This is a genomic window from Enterococcus caccae ATCC BAA-1240 (assembly GCF_000407145.1).
Lineage (GTDB): Bacteria > Bacillota > Bacilli > Lactobacillales > Enterococcaceae > Enterococcus_L > Enterococcus_L caccae.
In genome coordinates this window covers 327,020-350,093 of sequence record NZ_KE136473.1, presented here as the reverse complement: position 1 = coordinate 350,093, position 23,074 = coordinate 327,020, and the positions used below count along the sequence as shown (strand labels likewise).

Sequence of the window (23,074 nt, the reverse complement as noted above, 5' to 3'; positions counted from 1 at the left end):
AAGTCAACGTTCCTACTCGTTTATCTGAATCCAAAGCATTCGATCTATTTCTTTAATTTTTCTTTTATTTTGTCCACCAATCGATTGAGTAAACCATAGCGGTGCTGGATTTTTTCATTTGACAAATATTCTTTAACGACAGCATTGATAATGCCGCCTAAGATAATGATCGTAGCAGCTAGGTTCAACCATAACATCAATATGATAAAACTTCCTATGATTTGATAACTAGCAATTTTTGAGCTGAAATATTTAATGTACAAACCAAACGCTTGTGACAACAGCATCCAACCCGCTGTTGCAAATACAGCTCCAGGTATAATCGAGCGGAAAGTCAGTTTTGCATTAGGAACAACTCGATAGATCAAACACATGATCACTAGCAAAACAAGCGAAGTGATTGGCCATTTTAAAGCCTGAAAAGTGTCTATAAAGTCCGTTGAAAAATGAAGGATCGGCTGCAGCAAGTCTAAAATTGTTTTTCCTAAGCCTAAAACACCCACGACACCCACAATCGCTATTAAAAACAAGAGAATCACAAATAGAGACATAATCCGAACAATAATAAAATTTTTACGTTGTTCAACTCCAAACGCTTTGTTCATTGCGGTTTGCAGCGCATTAATACTTTGACTAGCACTCCATAATGCTGCTAATGCAGAAATCGACAGTAACCCACCAGAACGTTGAGTTAATAAGGATTGGATTGCTGGTTTCAAATCCTCAAAAATGGCCTTTGGGATTGCTTCAGCAATATAAGGTAAAACATCATTTGGATCAATATGTAAATACGGTAGTAAATTTCCTACCGCAATCAGTAGAGGAAAGAGGGACAAAAGTAAATAGTATGCCACCACAACGGATGTATTGCCAATCTCTGAATCGACCATCCGTTTTTGCGTTGTCTCTATGAAACGTATTAATTTTTCATTATTCTTTACTTTGTCCACCAAATTCATAAAATTCTCCTCTAACTTAAGCCAATTAGTATGTCAATTCTTCTCCTTGAGAAGTCAAAATCTTTGGTCCTTCTTTTGTAATTGCCAAAGTATGTTCAAATTGGCAGCTGAGTCCACCATCTAAAGTATACGCTGTCCAACCATTTGGGTCCATTTTCATGCGCCAAGTTCCTGTATTGACCATCGGCTCGATGGTAATAACCATCCCTTCTTTCAAGCGTAAACCTTTGCCTGCCTCTCCATAATGCGGAATGACCGGGCTCTCATGAATCGTCGGCCCAATCCCGTGTCCCACAAAATCTCTAACAACTGCTAAATTTTCGCTTTCAACATATGTCTGAATCGCATGGCCAATATCACCAATCCGATTACCTACTTGAGCTTGTTCTATCCCTAAGTACAATGCTTTTCTAGTTACTTCCATTAAATGATCTAATTCTGGTGTTGATTTGCCTACTACATAGGCCCAACAAGAATCAGATACTGCACCTTTTAAATCGATACACATATCTACTTTGATTAAATCACCATCTTTTAGAGGTTTCTTACGAGGAAATCCATGGCAAATTTCATCATTGATACTGCAACATGTTGCATACTTATAGTCTTCAAAGCCAATTTGTGCTGCAATTCCGCCATGACTTTCAATAAAGTCTCTTACAAATACTTCAATGTCCCAGCTTGTTACACCTGGTTTGATAAACGAACGTAAATGACGGTGAACATCTGCCAATAACTCTCCGGATTCATCCATCATTTCAATTTCTCTTGGTGATTTTAGTGTAATCATTCTATATTGTCCTCCTAAAATTTAAAAACGTAGCAGGCTCGTTCGATCTCATAAAAAAGTAAAAAATAGGTTTGTAACACTTTTGATCACGAACATATTTTATCTTTTTTCATAGAGACTAGCGCGCGGAGCTAGATATTCTTTATATAAGAGTATTTTATCATATTTTATGAAAATTTCACTGAAAAGTAGTTGTTAAGAATAGATTTCATTTGTTTGCACCTGATTTACACCCGAAAAACATTAGTACATAGGTAATTCTTTCAATTTACACCTTCATTTTGCAATTTACACAACCTTCATTCTTCTGATATAATCAATGTTGTATTATTTAAAGGAGGAAATCTAATGACCTTAGCTAAAATCGTTTATGCAAGCATGACTGGAAATACAGAAGAAATCGCAGATATCGTTGCTGAAACTTTTGAAAATTTAGATATTGAAGTTGAAATCAATGAATGTACGCAAGTTGATCCTGAAGATTTTGAAGATGCAGACATTTGCGTTGTGGCCACTTACACATATGGTGATGGTGAGTTACCTGACGAAATCGTAGATTTTTATGAAGAATTACAAGAAATCAATTTATCAGGAAAAACGTATGGTGTTTGTGGTTCTGGTGATACTTTTTACGATGATTTTTGTAAATCAGTGGATGATTTTGATGCTGTTTTCACTAAAATCGGAGCTTCAAAAGGCGCAGATAGCGTAAAAGTTGATTTAGCTGCTGAAGAAGAAGATATTCAAAATCTTGAAGCTTTCGCTAAAAAGCTGGCAGAAGCGGTAAAATAACCATTGAAATGACAAGAGGCTGAAAGGAAACTCGTCGAGTTTCCTTTCAGCCTCTTCTTTATTGAAGTTAATTATCGATATCAATTGGTTTATCCCGCTCTAATATCTGATCGATTGCTTCTATCATCAAACGTTCTATTTGTTGGTCGCTTGGGTGAATGATTCCAGATGTCATCAGCGCCGCAATCCCAGTTGCAACGATCCAAGTTCCCATATGCAGAGAATTGATTTCCGTATCACTTAATTTTTCATAATCGGAATCTTGCTTGACAGCATTAGAAAAATAGCTGTATGAAAATTCTTGCATTCTTTTGCCGCCGCCATATTCTTCTAAATATAGTGCGCGGTACAATTTGCTTTCATTTTTAGCGAAGTGGATATAGTTTAAAGCTAGGTCAACAATTGTATTACCTGTATGCGTTATAGGAAATACTTCTTTTGCCAAATATTGATGAATCTTTTCAAATAATTCTTCTTTTAGATCGTCCATATTTTTGAATTCTAAATAAATCGGTTGTGTTGAGCATTTCATTTTGGTCGCAATGTTTCGTGCGGTGAATTTCGAAAAGCCTTCAGTGGCCACTACTTCGTATGCAGCATTTAAAATCTGATCTTTAGTAATCGTTTTTTTTCTTGCCATAATCTTTCAATCCCCTCTGCCTATCCTTTACAACGCTTCCATATAAATACTACAGTTATTGTAACACGATTTGTTTATTCTGCAAAATACTAGTCCTTCGTTTTAAATTATTTTACTTATTTGATTACACGGGACTTTCAAGAGCTTTTTTCTAGAATTAAATAAGTAGCTCAGCCTTTTCGATTGTTTGAGTTCACATGCTTTACGTGTTATGATATTGTCGATTATACGAATGAAAAACTAGGAGGTTATTCTATGACATTACCAAATTTTAATGAGACATTAAAAAAATATGCTAGACTGATTGTTGAAACAGGTGTCAATGTTCAAAAAGGGCAAAGCATCGTTTTACAAATCAGCGTGGATCAAGCACCTTTAGCACGGTTGATTACAGAAGAGGCATATAAATTAGGCGCAGGCGAAGTCATTGTTCAATGGAATGACGATCTTGTACAACGCGAATTTTTACTGCATGCAGATGAAAAATATTTAGAGAACGTTCCTCAATACAAAATAGATCAAACGGATGATTGGGTCAATAAAGGCGCTAGCCGTATCAGTGTTGTCTCCGCCAATCCTGATGCTTTAGCAGGAGTCGATGCAGATCGTGTTGCTACTTTTCAAGCTGCTGCTGGTAAAGCAATGGTCAACCTAAGAAAAGCAACGCAAGCAAACAAAGTTAGTTGGACTGTAGTAGCTGCTGCTGGCAGCGAATGGGCTGCTAAAGTTTTTCCTGAGCTAAAAGATAACGCTGCACAAGTCGATGCTCTTTGGGATGAAATCTTCAAAACCACTCGTGTTTATGAAACAGATCCAGTTGCAGCATGGAAAGCACACGATACTAAATTAGCAAACAAAGCAGATGAATTAAATAAAGAACAATTTAGCGCATTACATTACACAGCACCTGGAACTGACTTAGTGATTGGCTTACCCAAAAACCATTTATGGGAAGGTGCTGGCAGTGACAACGTTCGGGGTGAAAAATTTATGGCAAATATGCCGACAGAAGAAGTGTTCACAGCCCCTGATAGTCGTCACGTTGATGGCGTTGTTTCTAGTACTAAACCATTAAGTTATGCTGGTACTACTATTTCTGGTATGAAATTTACATTTAAAAATGGAAAAGTGATTGATTTTTCTGCTGAACATGGAGAAGAAGTATTGGCTAAATTACTTGAAACAGATGAAGGTGCACGTCATTTAGGTGAGGTTGCTTTAGTCCCAGATCCATCACCGATTTCTCAATCTGGCATTATTTTCTACAATACTTTATTCGATGAAAATGCTTCAAATCATTTAGCTTTCGGCTCAGCTTATGCATTTAATTTGCAAGGTGGAACTGAGATGAGTGAAGAAGAATTAAAAGAAGCTGGTCTAAACCGCAGCCATACTCATGTTGATTTCATGGTCGGATCAGATCAAATGAATATCGACGGTATTAGAGAAGACGGTACACGTGTCCCAATTTTCCGTAATGGCGATTGGGCTTAAAATAAAAAAAGCGTACTGGTTGAATAAATCAGTGCGTTTTTTTAGAGAGAAGATGGTTGACCATGAACTATCCAAAAAAACTAGTTGAAACAGTCACTCACAAGATGGAAGGACATAATTTAGAAGGTTTTCTTTCTGGAAAAGGTCCTAAAAATGCAGTGTTGATGCTGATTGGAGAAGCTCCTGGAGAGACTGAAATAAAAACGAAAATTCCCTTTAGTGGTAGATCAGGAAAAAAATTGGATGGTTGGTTAGCAGAATCAGGGTTGAGCCGAGAGGATATCTATATTACTAGCGCTGTTCGAAGTAGACCTTTCTATGTAAAAGAACAACTCAATAAAAGAACTGGAATTATTGAAACAAAATATCCAAATCGAACGCCTACTAAAGCTGAGGTATTAGCTTATGCCCCATTGTTAGATTATGAAATAAAAACGATTCAGCCAAAAATCTTTGTACCGATGGGCAATATTGGTTTGCAACGGCTTTTGGGAAATGATTATACAATTTCCAAAAGTCACGGAAAATTGCTTCATTTACCGATTCTAGCCTATTCAAACGAAACAAATCAGCTCACTAAAACAAGTGATAGCTATGCGGTATTCCCAACCTATCACCCTGCGGCTGTTTTTTATAATCAAAAACTTGAAGCTGCTATTGAATCTGATTGGTTGCTTTTAGGTTCACTTTTAAAAAATAGTAATTTGAATTAGAGCTTCGTCGTTTATTAAATAAAAAATAGTTTCAACAAATTAGTATTGTCACATTTTTGGCACCAATAAAATAAAACACCTAGCAAACCAACGTTTGACAGGTGTTTTTTACGTTCCCGACTGGAATCGAACCAGCGACCTATCGCTTAGGAGGCGATCGCTCTATCCTACTGAGCTACGAGAACATTCCTTATTTATTTTAGAAGTCTTTTCATTCAGTGTCAATGAAAATAAAAAGAAAGTGATTGGGCCATACCTCTTCAAGTCATGGCTCAATCACATGTAATTCGTATAAAAGTCGGCCACAGAAGTAGTATCTTCGTAAATAAACAGTCTGTCCCAACCTATTTCCTCATTTTTTAACAGCCTTTTTGCCTTTTAACATTTTAACTAAATAAAGGCCACCTATGACAACAGCTAATGTTTTACCGATTTTACCATTTCTTGCAACTTTTTCTTCTTTAGTCTTACTCATACTCTTCACTGCCTTTCTTTATAAACTTTTATTTATTTCCTTACTATATATTATAAGGAGTTTCAACTCGTCCCGCTAATCATTTGCTTATAATCAAAAAACTCGTAAAGTCTTTGTATGGATGTTACGTTTAAACTATATCATTGATGGTAAATTAAAAAACTGGAGGATATACACAGATTGATAGAAAGAAAAGAAGAATTTTTTAAAGAAAATTTAGAATAATATCATGATGATTACCCAGGAGAAAAACAAAAGATGACAAAAATCAGGTATAAATTAAAATGCGAATGGGACATAACGCTTCGAGTCATATCCCACTCACGTGGAATCCAGATAAACGGTTGGAACAGAAACAACCCCTTCAGAAATAAGCTGAAATTGTTGTGACACACAACGAGGTGCGAATGGATCTTGCATAGTCCCTACTTGGTTCTCGGGATGACACACTTCTGTCTCAACCACGTTTCTTAAAAGTAATCTGCTAAAATCGGCATCCCTTTTACTAGACGTTGATCTAACAGCTGAATCTGTTTTTCATTTCCTGTGATTTTTCCATAGAAACTTAGTTCACTTCCCGTTTTATACCCCATCAAAATCTGAGTTAATGCCTGAATCGCAAGTACGATCAATTCATCTTCTCCCAGTGATTCAGGAATTTGGTCAAGCTTTCTTACCCTACTCTGCCCCGCTTCAGATATACGAAATTCCCAGATTCCTTTGTTCCACGGACCATACTCATCCTCAACTTTAAGATAATAAGTTTCCTCATTCCCTGTTGAAAAAGGATATTTACCAAGAAAACTTTCTAGGTCCACGATCCTAGCCATCATAAAGGGGCTGATTTTCATTTCTACCAGTGGGGACGACATTAGGTAACTTAGATTTGTACCATCAAATCCTGTTTTTAAATAAAATTCCCGTGATGACCCGTTATGAGAACCGATAAACCGAATAAGTGCTTGAAATGCTTGCTTCGTTAAATAACCCCATTCTTTAATAACAAAACGCTCTGCACTAGATTGATAGATCAAGTAAGCCTGGGGATTTCCTAAATCGTCTTCATAAAGGGCAAACTGGTTCTTATCATCCAGACCAAATGTGTAATCAAACCACCAAGATTCCCGAATCACTGCTCCTTTTTGATTGTTTGGTAACTGAAAATAGATTTGCTGACAAATACTTTTAGCCTCTTCATATGTGACTCGTTTCATCTTGCCTATCGGTGCCTTCACGTTTGGCCAATCTGCTGCTTTGATTGTATAACTAACTTGTTCAAATACCTGCTCAAAACCATATTTTCGATAAAAAGGATATGAAAATGGGGCTAAGTAAGCAAGTTCAATCTTCTTTTCAGCTAACTCTTTCAGCATCTGCTTCATAATCGTTGAAATACCACCTTGTCCACGATACTCTGGATAAGAGGAAACACAACCGATCCCAGCCATTTGGTAACTTGTTCCATGAAATGCTACTTTAAATGGTGTAGAAATCACTTGACTTGCTAAGACATCCTCTAAAAAATACCCATAATTCAAAGAATGTGCAACAACGTTTTTAAAACGCTCTTTACGTTCTTCAGTTCTAGAGGCATTAAAAGCATATGCAGCTAAATCAAATATCTCATCAATTTTCTCTTCGCCTATAAGGCGCACTTCTTTTTCCACAGTAACCACCCTAACTAAAAGGAACTATTTACTTTTCATTGTACTCAAATGTAAAAAGATGTCCAGAAAAAAGCGAACCTTATCAATGTTCAAAAAAGGGTGTGGAACAAAAGTAAAAAGCACTTTTGTTTCACACCCTAAATGCGAATAAACAGTGGAAGCAGAAACCATCCTCTTTTCAACTGATGTTGCGTTATTCTAAACTAATTTATAAATTTTTCACTCTTACTCTTCTGGCTCACCTAGGTTTGGATCCATTTTATTTGCTGCAATAACAAACGGAGCCCAAATCACAAATGCCACAGCCAAATTGACGATTGTTAAAATGATTGCACGCCAATCACCTGCTGTTGCTAAGAAACCACTAATGATCGTCGGCATGACCCAAATCACATTCACAACTACAGGATTGACTAAGCCAGCCATCGTGGCAAAATAAGCAATCGTAGCTGTAGCTAGTGGCGCTAAAATAAATGGGATCAACATTATTGGATTCAATACGACTGGCATCCCAAACATTACTGGTTCATTGATATTGAATAGTCCTGGTCCTATACCAAGTTTACCGACTGTTTTGTAATCCGCACGTTTAGATAAAAGTAGAATCGAAATAATCAAAACTAGCGTTACACCAGCCCCACCAGGCCACACAAACGCCTCAAACGAACCAGCAACCCATTTATAAGGAATTTCTTGTCCTTGCTGATAAGCATTTGTATTATCGACCATCGCAACACCATAGATTGATTGTAATACTGGTGACATAATATTGGTTCCGTGAAGTCCAAAGAACCACAGAACATGCACTAACAGCACAATCAACAGAACCGCACCGTAACCTTGAGATAACCCAAGCAGTGGCGTTTGAATTGATTCAGAGATCCAATCAATCAATAATTTTCCTGTTAATTGTTCAAATACATGATAAATCAATCCTGAGACATATAAAGCTGTTACACCTGGAATAATTGCGGCAAATGCTTTTGAAACTGCTGGTGGTACAGAGTCTGGCATTTTAATAACAATATTTTTCTTAATCAATTTAGCAAATATAATAACAGAAATAAACCCAAAAATCATTGCTGTAAATAAACCAGTTCCGCCCATGTATTTACTAAATGGGAAATACCCCCAAGCACCAGCATCAACAGCGGAAACACCATCAACCGTATTGACAGTCGCACCGGCATCAGTAAACAGTTGTACTATATTCTTTGGTAATTTTTCAGTCAAAGTAACGGTTGCTGTTGCACTTTGTGGTAAACCAATAAAAAATGCCGCTAATGACACCAGCATCCCAGATAAAGCATCAACATCATAAGCTCTTGCAACGTTGTAGCCTAACGATGCAGCAAAAACAACGGCCATGATTGCTAAGGTCCCTGTCCACACCAAACCGTTTACCGCAATCACTGGTGTAAAGAAGTTGGTAATCCCATTTCCTTCTCCTAGATACGTGTTAGGAAAATCACGCATAAACGCATTTAGTAAAACGGCAATAGCTCCCGCCATCGTAACTGGCATCATACCAATAAACGCATCTCTGAGTGCCACCAAATGTTTTTGGGCCCCAATCTTCGCCGCCACAGGTAAAATGTACCTCTCCATCCACGCTGTTAATCCATTCATTTTTTGTCCTCCCAAACCTTTATTTATTTAAAAAGTGTCCACCCTTTAAATCAAATTTACATCTCAAAACATCTCACCTTCAAATATCGTATCAATATAATCTTACATTCTTATAATAAGCAAAAGCCATGCCAAATTGATCTAGACCAAAACCCCTAAATATAAAGCGCTTTCTGAACACACTAATATACACACAGTTTACACTGTGTATATTAGTGTGTAAAAAACACAAAAAAGTGTCTAGAATAAATTACATCCTAGACACAAGGAATCCAAATAAATAGTTGGAGCAGAAGTAACTCTTTCGGAAATAAACACTTCTGACCCAACCTCATTAATATGACTCTTCCATCATTTTTAACATTTTAGTAAATTGGCGCTTTTTAAAAAACATAAGGATCGTACCAAGTACAGCATCATTCATTTTTTGTAAAAATCCATAAGATTCCATTTTCTCATTATAACGAATCTCACAAGACTTTTCATCTAACGGCTTGATATCATATTGAACCAAGAAGTCATTTTTAGTTGTAGATGTGCGAAAATGGTAAGATGTATTTTCAACAAGTTTTTCTACTTTGATCCGTGCTCGGCTATTTTTTGAAAATTGCTTAACATATTCAAAGTTGTTTAGCTGCTTCCTTGTTAGACTTTTGCCAGTATGCTTTCGTACATCAAACAAAACAGAATCCATGACTTGGTCATAAAAAACAGATGCAGGAATATTCATTTTTTTAATAATTTCCATTATCTTTTCACCTCGTTACTATTTTTCTTATTTTGTTCTTCTTTCTTTTTGCCTTTGAAGAAAAAATACCCTCCAACAACCACTAAGAAAATACCTGTCGTCATACTTAACAAATCATATTTCATTGATGCAGGATTAAGTGCATATAAAATTATAATCAAGCCGATACTACATACGAATAAACCGTTCCTTACCATTTTACATCCATCCAATCTTTTTTAAACTGCAGCTGCTTGGAAGAATAAGACACCGCCCCAAGGCTGTGCTTTGATGATTTCTTTTGCTTTTTTAGCTGCTTCTTCTTTGTCTCCCGTTACGTCGAATGCTAATTTAATACCTTTTTTTTCTTTAAAAGTGTATGTAAAATCGCCACCATCATAGCTTTCTAATAAATTCTTGATTTCTTCTTGTTGCATTGCACTTGCAATTGTGATCATTTTAACCTCTCCTTAACAATAAAGCAGTTGCCCTCACCTTGTCAAAGGTGAAAGCAACAGACTATTTAATTTTTATTCAAAATCAGTTGGTTCCATTCGATTAGCCGCAATAACAAACGGTGTCCAGATCAAGAATGTTACGACCATACACACGATTGTTACGATTGGTGCTCTCCAGTCTGCTCCTGTTGCTAAGAATGATAGCAAGATTGGAGGGACAACCCATGTTACTTGTTGTGATACTGGTGCTACTAATCCAAAGTACGTTGCTAACCAGCCGATAGATGTTGCTACCACTGGCGCTACTAAGAATGGTACAAACATGATTGCATTTAATACAATTGGTAAACCAAACATGATTGGTTCATTGATATTGAAGATACCAGGTCCTAACGATAATTTACCAACCGTTAGGTAATCTGCACGTTTAGAGAATAACAAGATAGCGATGATCAAGACGATCGTACCACCTGAACCACCAAACCATGCAAAGGCATCGAATGAACCACGAACCCACATATAAGCTTTTCCATCATCAATGGCTTTCAAGACAGCTGGCGTACCAGTTAAGCCTTTGTACCCTTTTTGGAAAATGTCGATATTGATCAATTGTGCTTGTCCCCAGATACCTTCTAAAACTGGTGCCAATACGTTTGGACCATGGATACCGAAGAACCAGAAAATTTGAACGAAAATCGTCACGATCAATACAGCACCCAGTCCTTGAGATAGTCCCAAGAATGGTTCGGCAATATATTTTTGAACTAGATCAATGATCAATTGTCCATTCGTTAATTTCCCTACTACATAGTTAATAATTGCAATAACATATAATGCGATCGTTGCTGGTAAAATTGCCGCGAACGCTTTTGATACAGCTGGCGGAACTGAATCAGGCATTTTGATTGTGATATTCGCCAACATTAATTTACAGAAAATGATAACTGAAATTGCACCCATGATCATTACTGTGAAGTATGCGTTACCATTTAAGTGATCTAATTTTAACCAACCCCAACCGCCGGCTGTTAAACCTTCAGCTGTTGCTGACCAACCAGAATCTGCAGAGCCAGCATTGATTGTGTTCATCAATTCTTTTGGAACAGCGGTTTCTAAAGTATTAGAATAAGAAAAAGCAATCCCTTGAATCAATGTCGCCAAACCAACGATACCACCGGCTAAATCATTTACTTTGTATGCTCTTGCTAAATTATAACCCCAAGAAAAGGCAAAAATCAAACCAGCAATCGCCAAAGTACCATTCCAAACAAATCCGTTGATCCCAATGATAACATTAATAACTGCAAAGAACCCTTTATCTGCAGCAAGGTTTGCTGCATAGTCAGAGAAAAATTGTTGCGGTAAGTCACGAATCATCGCGTTGATCATTACAGCAATTGACCCTGCCATCGTTGCTGGCATTGTTCCGATAAAGGCATCACGTAGGGCAACTAAGTGTTTTTGCGCACCGATTTTACCGGCCACAGGCAGAATGTACTTCTCCATCCAGGCTGTTAATCCATCCATTTTTTAATTCCTCCTATAAATAATATTTATTCAAAGAGCGATTAAACTCCTTAAAACAATGTAGTTGTTAAAGTCCCGTTCAAAAAACTTTAACCTCTATTTTCTTCCGTTCAAAAAGAAAATAACCAACTTACTCGTTATCCATGCGTCGATATAAATCAATAATTTCTTTCGCTAAATCTGTAAAAGCGATCGATGTCATTAAATGATCCTGACTATGAACTGTTAACAAAGTCACTTGAATATGATTTCCTTGTGCTTCTTGCGTTAGCATTCCTGTTTGAGAGTGATGTGCTTGCACTAAAGACTCTTCTGCATCCGCAATTTTTTGATCTGCTAATTCAAAATCTCCAGCTTTGGCTGCAGTAATCGCTTCCATTGCATCGCTCTTAGCGTTGCCTCCATACATGATCAAACCCATGATTGCTTCTAAATTTTGTTGCTCTTCCACGTTTGTAACTCCGTTCATTTTTTATTTTTACTTGTCCATCAAAGCAATTGCTTGATCTAATACTTTTTCACCATTCATCATGCCGTAATCTGACATGTTGATTACATCAAATGGAATCCCCTTGGGCGCCAGTTTTTGCTCGAATTGTGATTTCATGAAACGAACTTGCGGGCCTAAAAGTAATACGTTTACATCTTTTGCTTCCAAATTATTATCGGCATCGGATGCGGATACCGCAAAAATATCTGCTTCCATTCCACGATCTTCTGCCGCTTTTTGCATTTTTGTTACCAATAAACTTGTACTCATTCCTGCTGAACAGACTAACATAATTGTTTTTTTAGCCATTGTTACCACTCCTTCTATAGTTGTTTTATCTACACTTTTATATAAAGCAAGAAGTGTGCCAAAAATACATATAGACCAAACCGTGTAATATCAAGGTTTTGGTCTATACAGATTGTGTACACACTACTGTTCTACTCACTACACACTGTGTTTTGTGTGCGCTTTCTTTACCGTCATAAAGACATTTCTATTGATTTATAGAATGATTACCTATTTGTTTTCATTTTAGTTGAATCCATTATTTTCAGTTAGCGCTTTGAACCAGTAACCACTTTTCTTGATCGTTCTTTTTGCTTCATTGTCTAAATCAACGGCAATAAAACCATAACGATTTTTATAGGCATTCAACCATGACCAGTTGTCCATGCAGGTCCACATATGATATCCTTGGACTTGACTTCCTTCTTGGATTGCTTGATGTACCCATTTTAGATGATCTGTTACAAATTCAATTCGATAATCATCTTCGATCATTCCCTCAGCATTCACAAAACGTTCTTCGCCTTCTACACCCATTCCGTTTTCAGAAATGTAACAACGAATATTGCCGTAGTTTTCTTTTAAATTCACTAAAGTATCATAAATCCCTTTTTCATAAATCTCCCAACCACGATACGGATTCATCTTTTTACCTGGCATATCATACACATCATAAAAGTCCTCAGGTAAAATAGTATTTCCAGCAATCTCCACAGGTGACTCTTTAGTCTTTACTCTGCGCGGTTGATAATAATTAACCCCCAAAAGATCAATCGTATTTTCTGCGATCGTTTTTAAATCCTCTGGTGTTGTTACAGGCATTAAATCATTTTCTTTGACCCAATTCACAATATCTTCTGGAAAATGACCTTTCACTGCTGGATCCAAAAATGAGCGATTAAATAAGCCATCGACTAAACGTGCCGCTTCAACATCTGCTTTATTTTGTTCATCTCTTGGGTAAGTAGGTGTCAAATTAAGGACGATTCCTATTTCACCATCTAAATCCATACTATGATAAACTTCGATTGCTTTAGCACTGGCAAGAGCTTCATGATACGCTACTTGAACACCATGTTTCAAATTTACTTCGTCCGGATAGTGCCAACCATATAAATATCCACCTTCAACAGGAACAATAGGTTCATTGTGTGTAAACCATTTCTTGACACGGTCACCAAATAACTCAAAACATGTTTTAGCATAAAAAACATACTGATCGACAACCTCTCGATTAAGCCAACCACCTTTTTCTTGCATTGTCATTGGCATATCAAAATGATACAGATTAAAGAAGGGCTCAATCCTATTTGCTAACAGACCATCAATCACATCATTATAAAAAGCAACTGCTTTTGGATTGACTGCTCCAGTTTCAGGATCTGGAATCAGGCGGCTCCACTGGATTGACGTCCGAAAAGAATTATGACCTGTTTCTTTCATCAATTGAATATCTTCTTGATATTTCTTATAAAAACGTGACGTTTTATCTGGACCTACACCATTGAAAAACTTTTCGGGTTTTTCCTCATACCAAAAATCCCATATATTTTGCGCTTTTCCGTCACCTTCAAATACACCTTCTGTTTGTGGGCCACTCGCAGCAGATCCCCACCAAAAACCTTCTGGAAACTGATAATTCATCGTTGTCATCTCCTAAAAATAATGTTTATTTGAAAATAGATAAAACCTCCTAGCAATTGAGAAAAATCGATTACTCGTTTTTTACAATCGCTCTTAAGGAGATTTTATCTATTCAGTATACGATTATGCTTAAATGTTGTTTTCTTGTGCCGCTGCTTCTTGTTTTAAGAATTGATCCGTTGCAACTTTTACAAACGGAATATAGATTAATACAGAGATTGCTAAGTTTACTGCGGCTAAGACACCACCTGCTATACTCTTAGTTGCCAAGAATCCACCAATGATTGGCGGCGTTACCCAAGGTGGCATAAATGTCGCAGCCGGAACTAGGCCTGTAGAAGTGGCAATATATGCCGTTGTTACAAGAACCATTGGCGTAATGATAAATGGAATAAACATGATCGGATTCAATACGATCGGAAGACCAAACATTACTGGTTCATTAATATTAAAAATACCTGGTGCTAAACTTAAGTTCGTGATGACTTTAAATGGTTTGTTTTTACGTCCTACTAAGAAAATTGCGATCAGCAAACCTAAAGTAGCACCTGTTCCACCTAAGTTTACAAATGAATCAAAGAACGGTTTGTTTACGATATAAGGAATTTTTTCCCCAGCTTCTAACGCTTTGATGTTTGCATCAATCGCTGGAACATTGATTGTTTGCATCAAAGGATCGACCATATTGGCTCCGTGTAAACCGAAGAACCATAGGAATGGTGTAATAAATGCTAATAATAATGCAGATGGATAGCTGTTCGCTAATCCCATAAATGGTTTTTGAACTGCTTCATAGAATGAAACCACAATATTATCAATACCTAAACCTAATAAAATAGAAGTGATCAAACTGAAAAGACTGATCGTGATCATTGCTGGCAGTAACGCTGCAAATGATTTTGCGACAGCTGGCGGTACACCATCCGGCATTTTGATTACTAATTTTTCGTTTCCAACTAATCTTTGGAATAATTCACCTGAAATAAGTGCAATAACTAATGCAATAAATAACCCAGTAGCATCCATACCACTTAAGCCACCAACAGCAAAGAATGAAGCAACGGAAACAGTACCCGCAGCAATGCCGTCTTTACCGTATGATTTTACTAAGTTGTATGCTACTAAAAATGCAATCAATACTGAAAAAATTGCGAATGTTCCGTTCCAAATATTCCCGCCAAAGCTTTTCCAAATTGGTGCGTCATTGGCGATCATTGGAAATAATTTGTCCATCAATTCCGGAAATCCTGGAATTGGTAAATTGTTGATCAGCACTGCAAGTGCTCCTAAAATCATTAATGGCATCGTCACTACAAAGGCATCACGAATTGCCACCAAGTGCCGTTGTGCTGCAATTACTGAAGCTTTCGGCATAAAATATTTTTCCATCCATTGAACAAATTTGTCCATCGTTTGTAAATCCCCCTAAACAATATTTATCTAAAAAGCCCGAAGCTCTTCAAATCCGTCGTTATTAAACATTCACTTGTTGCTTCTCTTTCATTAAAGAGCTTATATTTTTTATTCATTATCCATACGGCGATACAAATCAATGATTTCTTTCGCTAAGTCTGTAAAAGCAATCGCTGTCATTAAATGGTCTTGGCTGTGTACAGTCAATAAAGTCACTTGAATATGATTTCCTTGTGCTTCTTGCGTTAGCATTCCTGTTTGAGAATGATGTGCTTGCACTAAAGATTCTTCTGCATCCACAATTTTTTGATCCGCTAATTCAAAGTCTCCAGCTTTGGCTGCAGCTATGGCTTCCATTGCATCGCTTTTAGCATTGCCTCCATACATGATCAGTCCCATTACTGCTTCTAAATTTTGTTGTTCTTCCATGATTATTAACGCTCCATTCATTTTTTATTTAAATTAATTATCCATTAAAGCAATTGCTTGATCTAATACTTTTTCACCATTCATCATGCCGTAATCTGACATATTGATTACGTCAAATGGAATCCCTTTGGGCGCCAGTTTTTGCTCGAATTGTGCTTTCATGAAACGAACTTGCGGGCCTAAAAGTAATACGTTTACATCTTTTGCTTCCAAATTATTATCGGCATCGGATGCGGATACCGCAAAAATATCTGCTTCCATTCCACGATCTTCTGCTGCTTTTTGCATTTTTGTTACCAATAAACTTGTACTCATTCCTGCTGAACAGACTAACATGATTGTTTTTTTAGCCATTGTTACCACTCCTTCTATAGTTGTTTTATCTACACTTTTATATAAAGCAAGAAGTGTGCCAAAAAAAAGATAGACCAAATCCCGTAATATCTCGGTTTTGGTCTATACATTTTGTGTACACACTATTATTTTTTTGACTACACACTAATTATTTTGACTTATATTCTGTTACTGCTTCGATTTTATTTTCTAAGAAAAGTTGCGTTAAGTGAGCAACATCGGACTCTGTAAAAGATAGACGATAAGCTTTTTCGATTGCCATCAGATTGGTTCTAACGACATCGGATTCTAAACGGTTCTTTTTCATAAATTCAGAAAGATTTTCAAATTCTTTTGATTTCTCCCCTTTTAAAATCGCATCTACTAAAAATGCTAAGTGGATAACAATTCCAGCATCAACACCTGGTTCCACAATAATGTGCATATCTGTTTGAATTTGATGGATAATTTTTTGTAACATGATGATCAGCTTTTGCAGTGAATCGACTGCAGTGATTGTACCACCTAACGATTTTACTATTTTTTCAGTCGGTACTTCATCCCCCGCAATGCGTTTTAAGACATTTAATTTTTCATCATCAAAGATATCATACGCAGAAAAGAATGGGATATTCTGATACTCCACATCAACGGTTCCAGCAATGGCTTTGATTTCATACTCTTCCATCAAACTATCGATGTGTTTCTTGAATGCTTCACGTTCTAAAAACTGCATTTGAATGATTTCTACTTTGCTTTCATCAATAACTGGCAAAATACGTTGGTATAACTTTGCTGCAACACCTTCACCTGTAAAGCACGTAACAACAACCGCTTTTTTGACTTCAGCCCGATTTTGCGGACTTGTTCTAAATTGTTCTCTAATAATACTTTCAAATGACATTTGAATATTTTGGTAGATATCTTCTAAACTTCGTCCCACGCTAGCCATGCGAATTGCTTCTAAAACAATCATTGTGCTTGTCATAGTGATAGCTTTTGTCCGAATCCCTGTTTCTTCAAAAATCAGATTCCCAAACGAATTCAATGACCCCATATCTGTCAAAAGTAGCATACCGTTCACTAATTTTTCACGATGGTTCAACACAAACGTTTTTAACTGTTCATACATGGTTTGAACTTCCATCGTTAGTGGCATGTTCATTGCCACACCAGTTTCTGTTCCAAGCAATTCTTGCGCTGTTTTCAGCATACTTGAAGCTGTTGAATCACCATGCATCAACACGACAACGCCAACGTTATTTTCATGGACTTTTTCTTTACTCCCCACATTGATCGATAAGAACATACTGATAAAGCCAATCTCATCAAATGGAATTTCAATATTGTTCTCTTCTTCAATGATAGCAGATAAATCCATGGCGACTTGAAATTCTTTTTTCATTTTTTTGCGAACATTATTTAAATTAGGATGAACAATCACATGTCCTTCTCTCACTCGATCAATCGTACTTTGTAAATGGAGTGCAAAAGCAAAGCGTGCCTTCTCATTGTATGTCCGCTCTAATCTTTTTTCTGCGATATCATATAACTGATCTGTCAGTTTCCAAATCGGTTCTGGCAACAATTCTTTATGCACTGGATTTTGTGTCAATTCATCCACATAGGTTTGGAAATAGGCATCCATATCACTGGAAATCAGTTGTTCTAAATTGACGTTTTCTAATTCATTTGGAGATAAAGTAGCAACTTTTTCTTCAATTTCGTTATAGACTTGCATATCACGAGCTGGATCTTGAGACCATACAACTTCATTGGTGCCCGGTTCAAAACTTAAATAGTTACTCTTGCTATCAACAAAACGATCCAATCGATCAGAAACTTCTTTGATTTTTAATAATCCTTTTTGAACTTGAAGTGGTAAATCTCGTTTTTGAATCACCAAGCTAGACTCGTTATGAGTACGATAGTGTAAAAACGATTTAGCACAAACAAGTTTCAAGTCCCGTTTAACTTGCCCAATGTTGCCTTCAGCATCATATAGCATAAAAGCTAAAATAGCTTCTCTTTTAATATCAATCCGCTGATTTAAACGATTGGCTTCTTGTTTGATAAACAAGGAGATAATATCATAGCGCTCATCAAGCGATCGTGCATCTAAAGACGGCAATGTAATCGCCATCGGAATTCGACGATTAAACGTCGTCAAAAAGCTTTCAGACGATTCTGTAGTTGCACCAATGATTTGAACAGATGCTTCATATGTTTGACCACTTTCCCCAAGTGGGCGATAGATCCCTTTATCGATAAAGGTAAAAAGCATTTCTTGACCTTCTGGTGGTAAGCGGTGGATTTCATCAAGAAATAAAATTCCTCCATCTGCTTTTGACATTAGACCTGGGCTATCTTCATTAGCACCAGTATAAGCCCCTTTTTTCACACCAAAAATATGTCCAAAGAGCAATTGAGGATTCTGAGCGTAGTCAGCACAATTAAACGAAACAAATGGTGCATCTTTTGCCAATGTATTTGAATCAACGGCAAAGTGATACATGCATTCTGCAAATAAGGATTTACCTGTTCCAGTTTCACCAAAAATAATGGTATGTAAGCCGCGTGGCGGATATAAAATTGCTGCTTTTGCTTGCTGAATGCTAACCTTTAAAGAATCTTGAGCACCAACTAAGTTATCAAACGTTACTTCACTGGAACTGTCCACATGGACTTTGTCCTCTTCTTTTGCAACTGAATAGATGACTGGACGACCATCACTTTTAATGATTTTCTGTTCTTTGAACAGCTCACTCAAATAGCGACTGGCATTACTTCGATCGATTGCCAACTCATTTGCGACTTCCGCCGCCGTCATCCCTTGATCTTTTAATTCTAGAACTGCTAAAATCTCGTCTTTTCTAGATTTCATGGATAGCCTCCTAAATCATGACGTTTTCACTTATGAACATTATTCAGTTTTAGACGGTTTCCGTCTAGCCCCTTTATTTTTATTGTTTTTTGGCCGTTTTTTAGGTTTAGTAGCCGCTTTATTTGGTCGTTCTTTTATCTCTTGTTCTTTTCTAGTGATTCCATTTGAACTTGTATTTTTTTCGTCAGATAAACTTTTTTCTTTTCTAGTCAAGTGAATCGCTCCATCGTATAGAAAAATTTCTTGGGATGGAAGCTCGATTTTTTTCATCAAGCGTTGATAATCTCTCTTTGTTGCATCATTTACAAAGGTAATGACCGAACCTGCTGCGCCCATTCGTCCAACACGCCCAGATCGATGGATATAACTTTCCTCTGATAAAGGAACGTCAGCATTCACAACAAATGGAATAGCATCAAAATCCAATCCTCTAGCAGCGATATCTGTTGTTAAAAGCATTACTGCCTGTTTTTTAGAGAATTGATCAATCGCTAATTTTCGTAACGTTTTATTTTGATCTGAAGCAAGTCCGACTACTTTCACTCCTTCATACATCAGTTTTTCTTCGACTGAGCCTAAATCGGCAACTTGATTGAAAAAAACCATCGCCCGAAAATCTGGTGTATACGCCAAGCTTCTTAAAAAGTCACTTTTCTTTCTAGGGGATAGAGCCATGAAATAATGCTTTACGACACCACTTGATTGGTCTTCATCCGTTACATCAATGGTCGTCAGTTGATTTGTTAACTTTTCAGCTTCTTCTGCTACTCGATCTGCTGTTGCTGAATAAAAGACTAATTGGAATTCTGTTGGTGCACTTGCTAAAATTTGTTTGGTTAAATTCAGTTCTTTTTCATGAAACAATTGATCGACTTCATCCATTACTACGGTCTTTAATAAATGACTTTTGATTTTCTTTGTTTTAATTAGTTCCAGTACACGTCCTGGCGTTCCAACCAAAATTTCAGGTTTCTTTTTTAATTTTTCAATTTGACGGCCGACATTGGCTCCCCCAATCAAACTTTGGGTTTTCAATTGAAGTAATGTTGCCCAATCACGCACCACTTGGCTGATTTGCACGGCTAATTCTTGTGATGGTGCTAAAATCAATAATTGGCTCCCTTGGTCTTTTTCTACATTCAACAGTAATGGCAGCACATAAGCCAATGTTTTTCCAGAACCTGTCGGCGAAATCCCAAGCACATTTTGTTTCTCTCTCAAAAGTTGGAAACTTTTTTCTTGAATCACTGATGGCTCGCTAAAACCAGAAGCCTGCCAATGTTCTTGCCAAGCTTCTGGTAAATGTTTGATAAATGTCATAATAATCCTTTCTTCATTAAAAACTTTTTATTCTTTGTCCGCGTCAAATACAATACCAGCACTTTTTCTTAAAGTTGTTAGCACTTTATTTACATTACGGGCTAATTCTACCCATTCTTCATAACGTGCGCCCATTATTGAATCATTAGGATTTTCAAGAACATCGGCAAAATCATGGGCTTCTTCAATCATCGGGTTTTCTTCCGTTGTAAGCTCAATGATATCACGTTCTTGGTGATTACGATCGTGAAATTCGGCTTTAGAGATCGCATTTACACTATCTAAAATTAATGTTCCACCATCAAAATAAATTTCAGAATCTAAGAAAGAATCTGCATTTTTGCCTGTTTGTAATGTTACATCAAACAAATCATATCTCAAAATCGCTGTACCGATCCCATCAACATCTGTCGGAATTTTTCTTGCAAAATAATGACTTTCATTTGGCATACCGAACCAACCAACAGCAGCATAAACTAGATAGACACCAAGGTCTGCCATAGCGCCACCTGAAAAATGTGGTGAAAAAATATTTGGTTCTTGGCCATCAAGTACTTGGTCGTAACGTGAAGAATATTTCATATAGGTAAAGTTTGCACCCATAATTTTATTTTTTAATGGTAATAAATCCCCAATTTTTTTGAAACTTTTCTCATGAATATTGCGGGCTGCTTCAAAAAAGAAGACTTTTTGTTGATTTGCTAGCTCAATGATCTCTTCCATTTCAGCAGGCGTTGAGAAGGCTGGTTTTTCGACAATAATATTTTTTCCTGCCAAAATTCCTTGTTTTGCTTGTTCAAAATGTAGGGAATTAGGTGACGCAATATAAACTGTGTCCATATGAGCAATACCGAAAAATGTCTTTAAATCTGTTGCATACTCAACATCGCCGTATTCCTCACCAAATTTTTGAGCAGTTTCCAACTTTCGTGAATAAACAGCTGTTAAATCATAGCGCTTTGTTTCCAACGCTGCATTGACAAATTGATGGCTAATCCAGTTTGTTCCAATAATACCTAAGTGAATCATCTTTACCCTCACCTTTCTGAATTTGGATCTTCAAACGTTTTTGTGACATCAAACGGTACCTGATGTTCTATTGCTATTGTATCAGGAGTAACAGAACAATTGTAAGCAATGACGCTTAATCCTTGTTTTTGTCCTGATAAAATCATTTCTGCTAAAGCTGGCTGCATCGTTGTATGAATCGTTGTTGCTTCGACTTTTTCAAATTGTACTACAAATAATACATAGCTTTGAAAACCAACTTGAAGTGCTTCAATCAATTCCGTCACATGTTTCAATCCACGCAACGTTGGTGCATCGGGAAAAGCGCCAATTTTACGATTTTCTAAAGTCATCCCTTTTACTTCAACGAAGGCTTGATTGCCAGTATCAGTTTCTATTAGTATATCAAATTGTGACTGTGCAAACCGTTTTTCTCTCTTAACTGAGGTGATCTTTCCTTTTAATCCTGGCAAACGAATCGTGCCATTCAGCAGTGCCTGAGCCGCTAATGCATTAGGAACTTGACTATCAATATTAAACCATTCTTCTCCTTTTTTAACAGCTATCAGATCATAGTCTGTTTTTCGCTTTGGCGAAGGTTGATAAGATAAAGCAACTTCAACATCTGAATAAAATAGTTCTTTGCAACGACCAGTATTCTTTACGTGAACCGTTACCATTTCACCCGTTTCCTTCAAACGGCACTCTGCAATAAAACGATTTGGTCTATCAATAAAATGTGCGATATGCACGTTAGGATATGTAATCAATTGTAACACCCTTTCTTCAAAACAATACCATATTTTGGTTGAAAAAGCATCGTCAAACTTTTCAGACAACCCTTTTGCCATTTCACCTAACTATTACTAAAACAATCGTTTCTGATGACAAAAATTTCAACTTCATTAAGTTTTTTTATAGGAAAAGATTTTCGAATAGTTTGTTTTTTAATTTCATGCTATGATTGTTTTGGAGGAGAATGATAGTATGAAAAAACATTGGTCATTATTTTTAGGTGCATCACTTATTACAGGTATTGCTGGCTCATTGTTCTTGAAAAAGAAACAAGAGAAACAGCTGACCGATTCAGATATTCCTAATTTATATAAAAGTTATTTAGGTAGTTGGTGGTTCGTTAACAAAGTAAAAGCCACGCAACATACATTAAAGATCGAAGACGATTTACAAATCATTATAGATGGTAAGAAGTTAAGCTATAGGTTAGTCGAATTAACTAGTAAACGCTTAGTAGCCCAAGATGAATATGGTTATCATCTGATTGTTCAATGTCTAAATGATCGACCTGCTTCCTTATATGATGAAGCAGATGATGCTACATATGTGTTAGAGACGACTGATTCTTTAGATTGTTCAACTGAAAAATAAAAGAAGAG

At 36.8% G+C, this 23,074-nt stretch carries 24 protein-coding genes and 1 tRNA gene; 4 read left to right on the top strand and 21 right to left on the bottom strand.

All coding sequences use genetic code 11. The annotated features are described in order from the left end of the window. Nucleotides 1-44: 44 nt before the first annotated feature. Nucleotides 45-959: a YihY/virulence factor BrkB family protein gene (locus tag I580_RS07200; RefSeq protein WP_010771295.1), complete on the bottom strand. Its 915-nt coding sequence runs from the start codon at nt 957-959 to the stop codon at nt 45-47. Between the two features lie 25 nt (nt 960-984). Then, nucleotides 985-1,749, bottom strand: coding sequence for a type I methionyl aminopeptidase (map, locus tag I580_RS07195; RefSeq protein WP_010771294.1), 765 nt, complete (start codon nt 1,747-1,749; stop codon nt 985-987). Between the two features lie 348 nt (nt 1,750-2,097). Here map and I580_RS07190 point away from each other — a divergent pair, with 348 nt between their 5' ends. Next, on the top strand, nt 2,098-2,541 hold the full coding sequence (locus I580_RS07190; protein WP_010771293.1) for a flavodoxin: 444 nt from the start codon (nt 2,098-2,100) through the stop codon (nt 2,539-2,541). 67 nt (nt 2,542-2,608) lie between these two features. Here I580_RS07190 and I580_RS07185 read toward each other — a convergent pair whose 3' ends face one another. Next, nucleotides 2,609-3,181 carry a TetR/AcrR family transcriptional regulator gene (locus tag I580_RS07185; RefSeq protein WP_010771292.1) on the bottom strand — a complete coding sequence of 191 codons (573 nt, stop codon included), beginning with the start codon at nt 3,179-3,181 and terminating at the stop codon, nt 2,609-2,611. A gap of 255 nt (nt 3,182-3,436) precedes the next feature. Here I580_RS07185 and I580_RS07180 point away from each other — a divergent pair, with 255 nt between their 5' ends. Continuing rightward, on the top strand, nt 3,437-4,675 hold the full coding sequence (locus tag I580_RS07180; protein WP_010771291.1) for an aminopeptidase: 1,239 nt from the start codon (nt 3,437-3,439) through the stop codon (nt 4,673-4,675). Between the two features lie 62 nt (nt 4,676-4,737). Continuing rightward, nucleotides 4,738-5,388 carry a uracil-DNA glycosylase gene (locus I580_RS07175; protein ID WP_010771290.1) on the top strand — a complete coding sequence of 217 codons (651 nt, stop codon included), beginning with the start codon at nt 4,738-4,740 and terminating at the stop codon, nt 5,386-5,388. 111 nt (nt 5,389-5,499) lie between these two features. Here I580_RS07175 and I580_RS07170 read toward each other — a convergent pair. The 18 genes from I580_RS07170 to sfsA all read right to left on the bottom strand — a co-directional run bounded on the left by I580_RS07170 (nt 5,500) and on the right by sfsA (nt 22,447). After that, nucleotides 5,500-5,573: transfer RNA gene (locus I580_RS07170), tRNA-Arg, on the bottom strand. Nucleotides 5,574-5,740: 167 nt separating this feature from the next. After that, nucleotides 5,741-5,863, bottom strand: coding sequence for a hypothetical protein (locus tag I580_RS17320; RefSeq protein ID WP_010771289.1), 123 nt, complete (start codon nt 5,861-5,863; stop codon nt 5,741-5,743). Between the two features lie 470 nt (nt 5,864-6,333). After that, entirely contained in the window at nt 6,334-7,530 is a 1,197-nt protein-coding gene (locus I580_RS07165; protein ID WP_010771288.1) for a GNAT family N-acetyltransferase, read from the bottom strand. A 225-nt stretch (nt 7,531-7,755) separates the two neighbouring features. Then, a complete protein-coding gene (locus I580_RS07160; protein WP_010771287.1) occupies nt 7,756-9,159 on the bottom strand; it encodes a PTS sugar transporter subunit IIC in 1,404 nt (467 codons plus the stop codon). Between the two features lie 334 nt (nt 9,160-9,493). After that, nucleotides 9,494-9,907, bottom strand: a complete 414-nt coding sequence (locus I580_RS07155; protein WP_010771286.1) for a DUF3284 domain-containing protein — start codon at nt 9,905-9,907, stop codon at nt 9,494-9,496. After that, nucleotides 9,907-10,104 (bottom strand): DUF3188 domain-containing protein, encoded by a 198-nt coding sequence (locus I580_RS07150; RefSeq protein WP_010771285.1) that lies wholly within the window; start codon nt 10,102-10,104, stop codon nt 9,907-9,909. Before I580_RS07150 ends, I580_RS07155 begins: the two co-directional genes overlap by 1 nt. Nucleotides 10,105-10,125: 21 nt before the next feature. Further along, nucleotides 10,126-10,344 (bottom strand): hypothetical protein, encoded by a 219-nt coding sequence (locus I580_RS07145; protein WP_010764088.1) that lies wholly within the window; start codon nt 10,342-10,344, stop codon nt 10,126-10,128. Nucleotides 10,345-10,416: 72 nt separating this feature from the next. Continuing rightward, on the bottom strand, nt 10,417-11,850 hold the full coding sequence (locus I580_RS07140) for a PTS sugar transporter subunit IIC (RefSeq protein WP_390621163.1): 1,434 nt from the start codon (nt 11,848-11,850) through the stop codon (nt 10,417-10,419). A gap of 151 nt (nt 11,851-12,001) precedes the next feature. Then, nucleotides 12,002-12,322, bottom strand: a complete 321-nt coding sequence (locus I580_RS07135) for a PTS lactose/cellobiose transporter subunit IIA (protein ID WP_010771283.1) — start codon at nt 12,320-12,322, stop codon at nt 12,002-12,004. A 27-nt stretch (nt 12,323-12,349) separates the two neighbouring features. After that, nucleotides 12,350-12,670, bottom strand: a complete 321-nt coding sequence (locus tag I580_RS07130; protein WP_010764085.1) for a PTS sugar transporter subunit IIB — start codon at nt 12,668-12,670, stop codon at nt 12,350-12,352. A gap of 225 nt (nt 12,671-12,895) precedes the next feature. Beyond that, nucleotides 12,896-14,293 carry a glycoside hydrolase family 1 protein gene (locus I580_RS07125; protein WP_010771282.1) on the bottom strand — a complete coding sequence of 466 codons (1,398 nt, stop codon included), beginning with the start codon at nt 14,291-14,293 and terminating at the stop codon, nt 12,896-12,898. A 129-nt stretch (nt 14,294-14,422) separates the two neighbouring features. After that, the gene (locus I580_RS07120) at nt 14,423-15,703 is read right to left on the bottom strand and encodes a PTS sugar transporter subunit IIC (RefSeq protein WP_010771281.1); all 1,281 of its coding nucleotides are present in this window, start codon (nt 15,701-15,703) and stop codon (nt 14,423-14,425) included. A 111-nt stretch (nt 15,704-15,814) separates the two neighbouring features. Beyond that, complete coding sequence (locus tag I580_RS07115; protein ID WP_010771280.1) at nt 15,815-16,135, bottom strand: PTS lactose/cellobiose transporter subunit IIA; 321 nt, start codon at nt 16,133-16,135, stop codon at nt 15,815-15,817. Nucleotides 16,136-16,168: 33 nt separating this feature from the next. After that, entirely contained in the window at nt 16,169-16,489 is a 321-nt protein-coding gene (locus I580_RS07110; RefSeq protein WP_010771279.1) for a PTS sugar transporter subunit IIB, read from the bottom strand. A gap of 148 nt (nt 16,490-16,637) precedes the next feature. Continuing rightward, nucleotides 16,638-19,352: a sigma-54-dependent transcriptional regulator gene (locus I580_RS07105; protein ID WP_010771278.1), complete on the bottom strand. Its 2,715-nt coding sequence runs from the start codon at nt 19,350-19,352 to the stop codon at nt 16,638-16,640. 39 nt (nt 19,353-19,391) lie between these two features. Next, on the bottom strand, nt 19,392-20,672 hold the full coding sequence (locus I580_RS07100; RefSeq protein WP_010771277.1) for a DEAD/DEAH box helicase: 1,281 nt from the start codon (nt 20,670-20,672) through the stop codon (nt 19,392-19,394). A gap of 27 nt (nt 20,673-20,699) precedes the next feature. Next, complete coding sequence (locus tag I580_RS07095; RefSeq protein WP_010771276.1) at nt 20,700-21,701, bottom strand: Gfo/Idh/MocA family protein; 1,002 nt, start codon at nt 21,699-21,701, stop codon at nt 20,700-20,702. Nucleotides 21,702-21,709: 8 nt separating this feature from the next. After that, complete coding sequence (gene sfsA / locus I580_RS07090) at nt 21,710-22,447, bottom strand: DNA/RNA nuclease SfsA (RefSeq protein ID WP_034860236.1); 738 nt, start codon at nt 22,445-22,447, stop codon at nt 21,710-21,712. A 220-nt stretch (nt 22,448-22,667) separates the two neighbouring features. On the opposite strand from sfsA, the gene I580_RS07085 reads away from it, so the two are divergent. After that, complete coding sequence (locus tag I580_RS07085; protein WP_010771274.1) at nt 22,668-23,066, top strand: DUF4828 domain-containing protein; 399 nt, start codon at nt 22,668-22,670, stop codon at nt 23,064-23,066. Nucleotides 23,067-23,074: the final 8 nt, after the last annotated feature.

Bases quoted from the DNA above. Each gene is read 5' to 3' on its own strand.
- I580_RS07125 (WP_010771282.1), bottom strand. From the start codon at position 14,293: ATGAATTATCAGTTTCCAGAAGGTTTTTGGTGGGGATCTGCTGCGAGT.
- I580_RS07130 (WP_010764085.1), bottom strand. From the start codon at position 12,670: ATGGCTAAAAAAACAATTATGTTAGTCTGTTCAGCAGGAATGAGTACA.
- I580_RS07145 (WP_010764088.1), bottom strand. From the start codon at position 10,344: ATGATCACAATTGCAAGTGCAATGCAACAAGAAGAAATCAAGAATTTA.
- I580_RS07160 (WP_010771287.1), bottom strand. From the start codon at position 9,159: ATGAATGGATTAACAGCGTGGATGGAGAGGTACATTTTACCTGTGGCG.
- I580_RS07100 (WP_010771277.1), bottom strand. From the start codon at position 20,672: ATGACATTTATCAAACATTTACCAGAAGCTTGGCAAGAACATTGGCAG.
- I580_RS07180 (WP_010771291.1), top strand. From the start codon at position 3,437: ATGACATTACCAAATTTTAATGAGACATTAAAAAAATATGCTAGACTG.
- I580_RS07105 (WP_010771278.1), bottom strand. From the start codon at position 19,352: ATGAAATCTAGAAAAGACGAGATTTTAGCAGTTCTAGAATTAAAAGAT.
- I580_RS07190 (WP_010771293.1), top strand. From the start codon at position 2,098: ATGACCTTAGCTAAAATCGTTTATGCAAGCATGACTGGAAATACAGAA.
- I580_RS07085 (WP_010771274.1), top strand. From the start codon at position 22,668: ATGAAAAAACATTGGTCATTATTTTTAGGTGCATCACTTATTACAGGT.
- I580_RS07115 (WP_010771280.1), bottom strand. From the start codon at position 16,135: ATGGAAGAACAACAAAATTTAGAAGCAGTAATGGGACTGATCATGTAT.
- I580_RS07175 (WP_010771290.1), top strand. From the start codon at position 4,738: ATGAACTATCCAAAAAAACTAGTTGAAACAGTCACTCACAAGATGGAA.
- I580_RS07150 (WP_010771285.1), bottom strand. From the start codon at position 10,104: ATGGTAAGGAACGGTTTATTCGTATGTAGTATCGGCTTGATTATAATT.
- I580_RS17320 (WP_010771289.1), bottom strand. From the start codon at position 5,863: ATGAGTAAGACTAAAGAAGAAAAAGTTGCAAGAAATGGTAAAATCGGT.
- I580_RS07140 (WP_390621163.1), bottom strand. From the start codon at position 11,850: ATGGAGAAGTACATTCTGCCTGTGGCCGGTAAAATCGGTGCGCAAAAA.
- I580_RS07110 (WP_010771279.1), bottom strand. From the start codon at position 16,489: ATGGCTAAAAAAACAATCATGTTAGTCTGTTCAGCAGGAATGAGTACA.
- I580_RS07185 (WP_010771292.1), bottom strand. From the start codon at position 3,181: ATGGCAAGAAAAAAAACGATTACTAAAGATCAGATTTTAAATGCTGCA.
- map (WP_010771294.1), bottom strand. From the start codon at position 1,749: ATGATTACACTAAAATCACCAAGAGAAATTGAAATGATGGATGAATCC.
- I580_RS07155 (WP_010771286.1), bottom strand. From the start codon at position 9,907: ATGGAAATTATTAAAAAAATGAATATTCCTGCATCTGTTTTTTATGAC.
- I580_RS07095 (WP_010771276.1), bottom strand. From the start codon at position 21,701: ATGATTCACTTAGGTATTATTGGAACAAACTGGATTAGCCATCAATTT.
- I580_RS07120 (WP_010771281.1), bottom strand. From the start codon at position 15,703: ATGGACAAATTTGTTCAATGGATGGAAAAATATTTTATGCCGAAAGCT.
- I580_RS07200 (WP_010771295.1), bottom strand. From the start codon at position 959: ATGAATTTGGTGGACAAAGTAAAGAATAATGAAAAATTAATACGTTTC.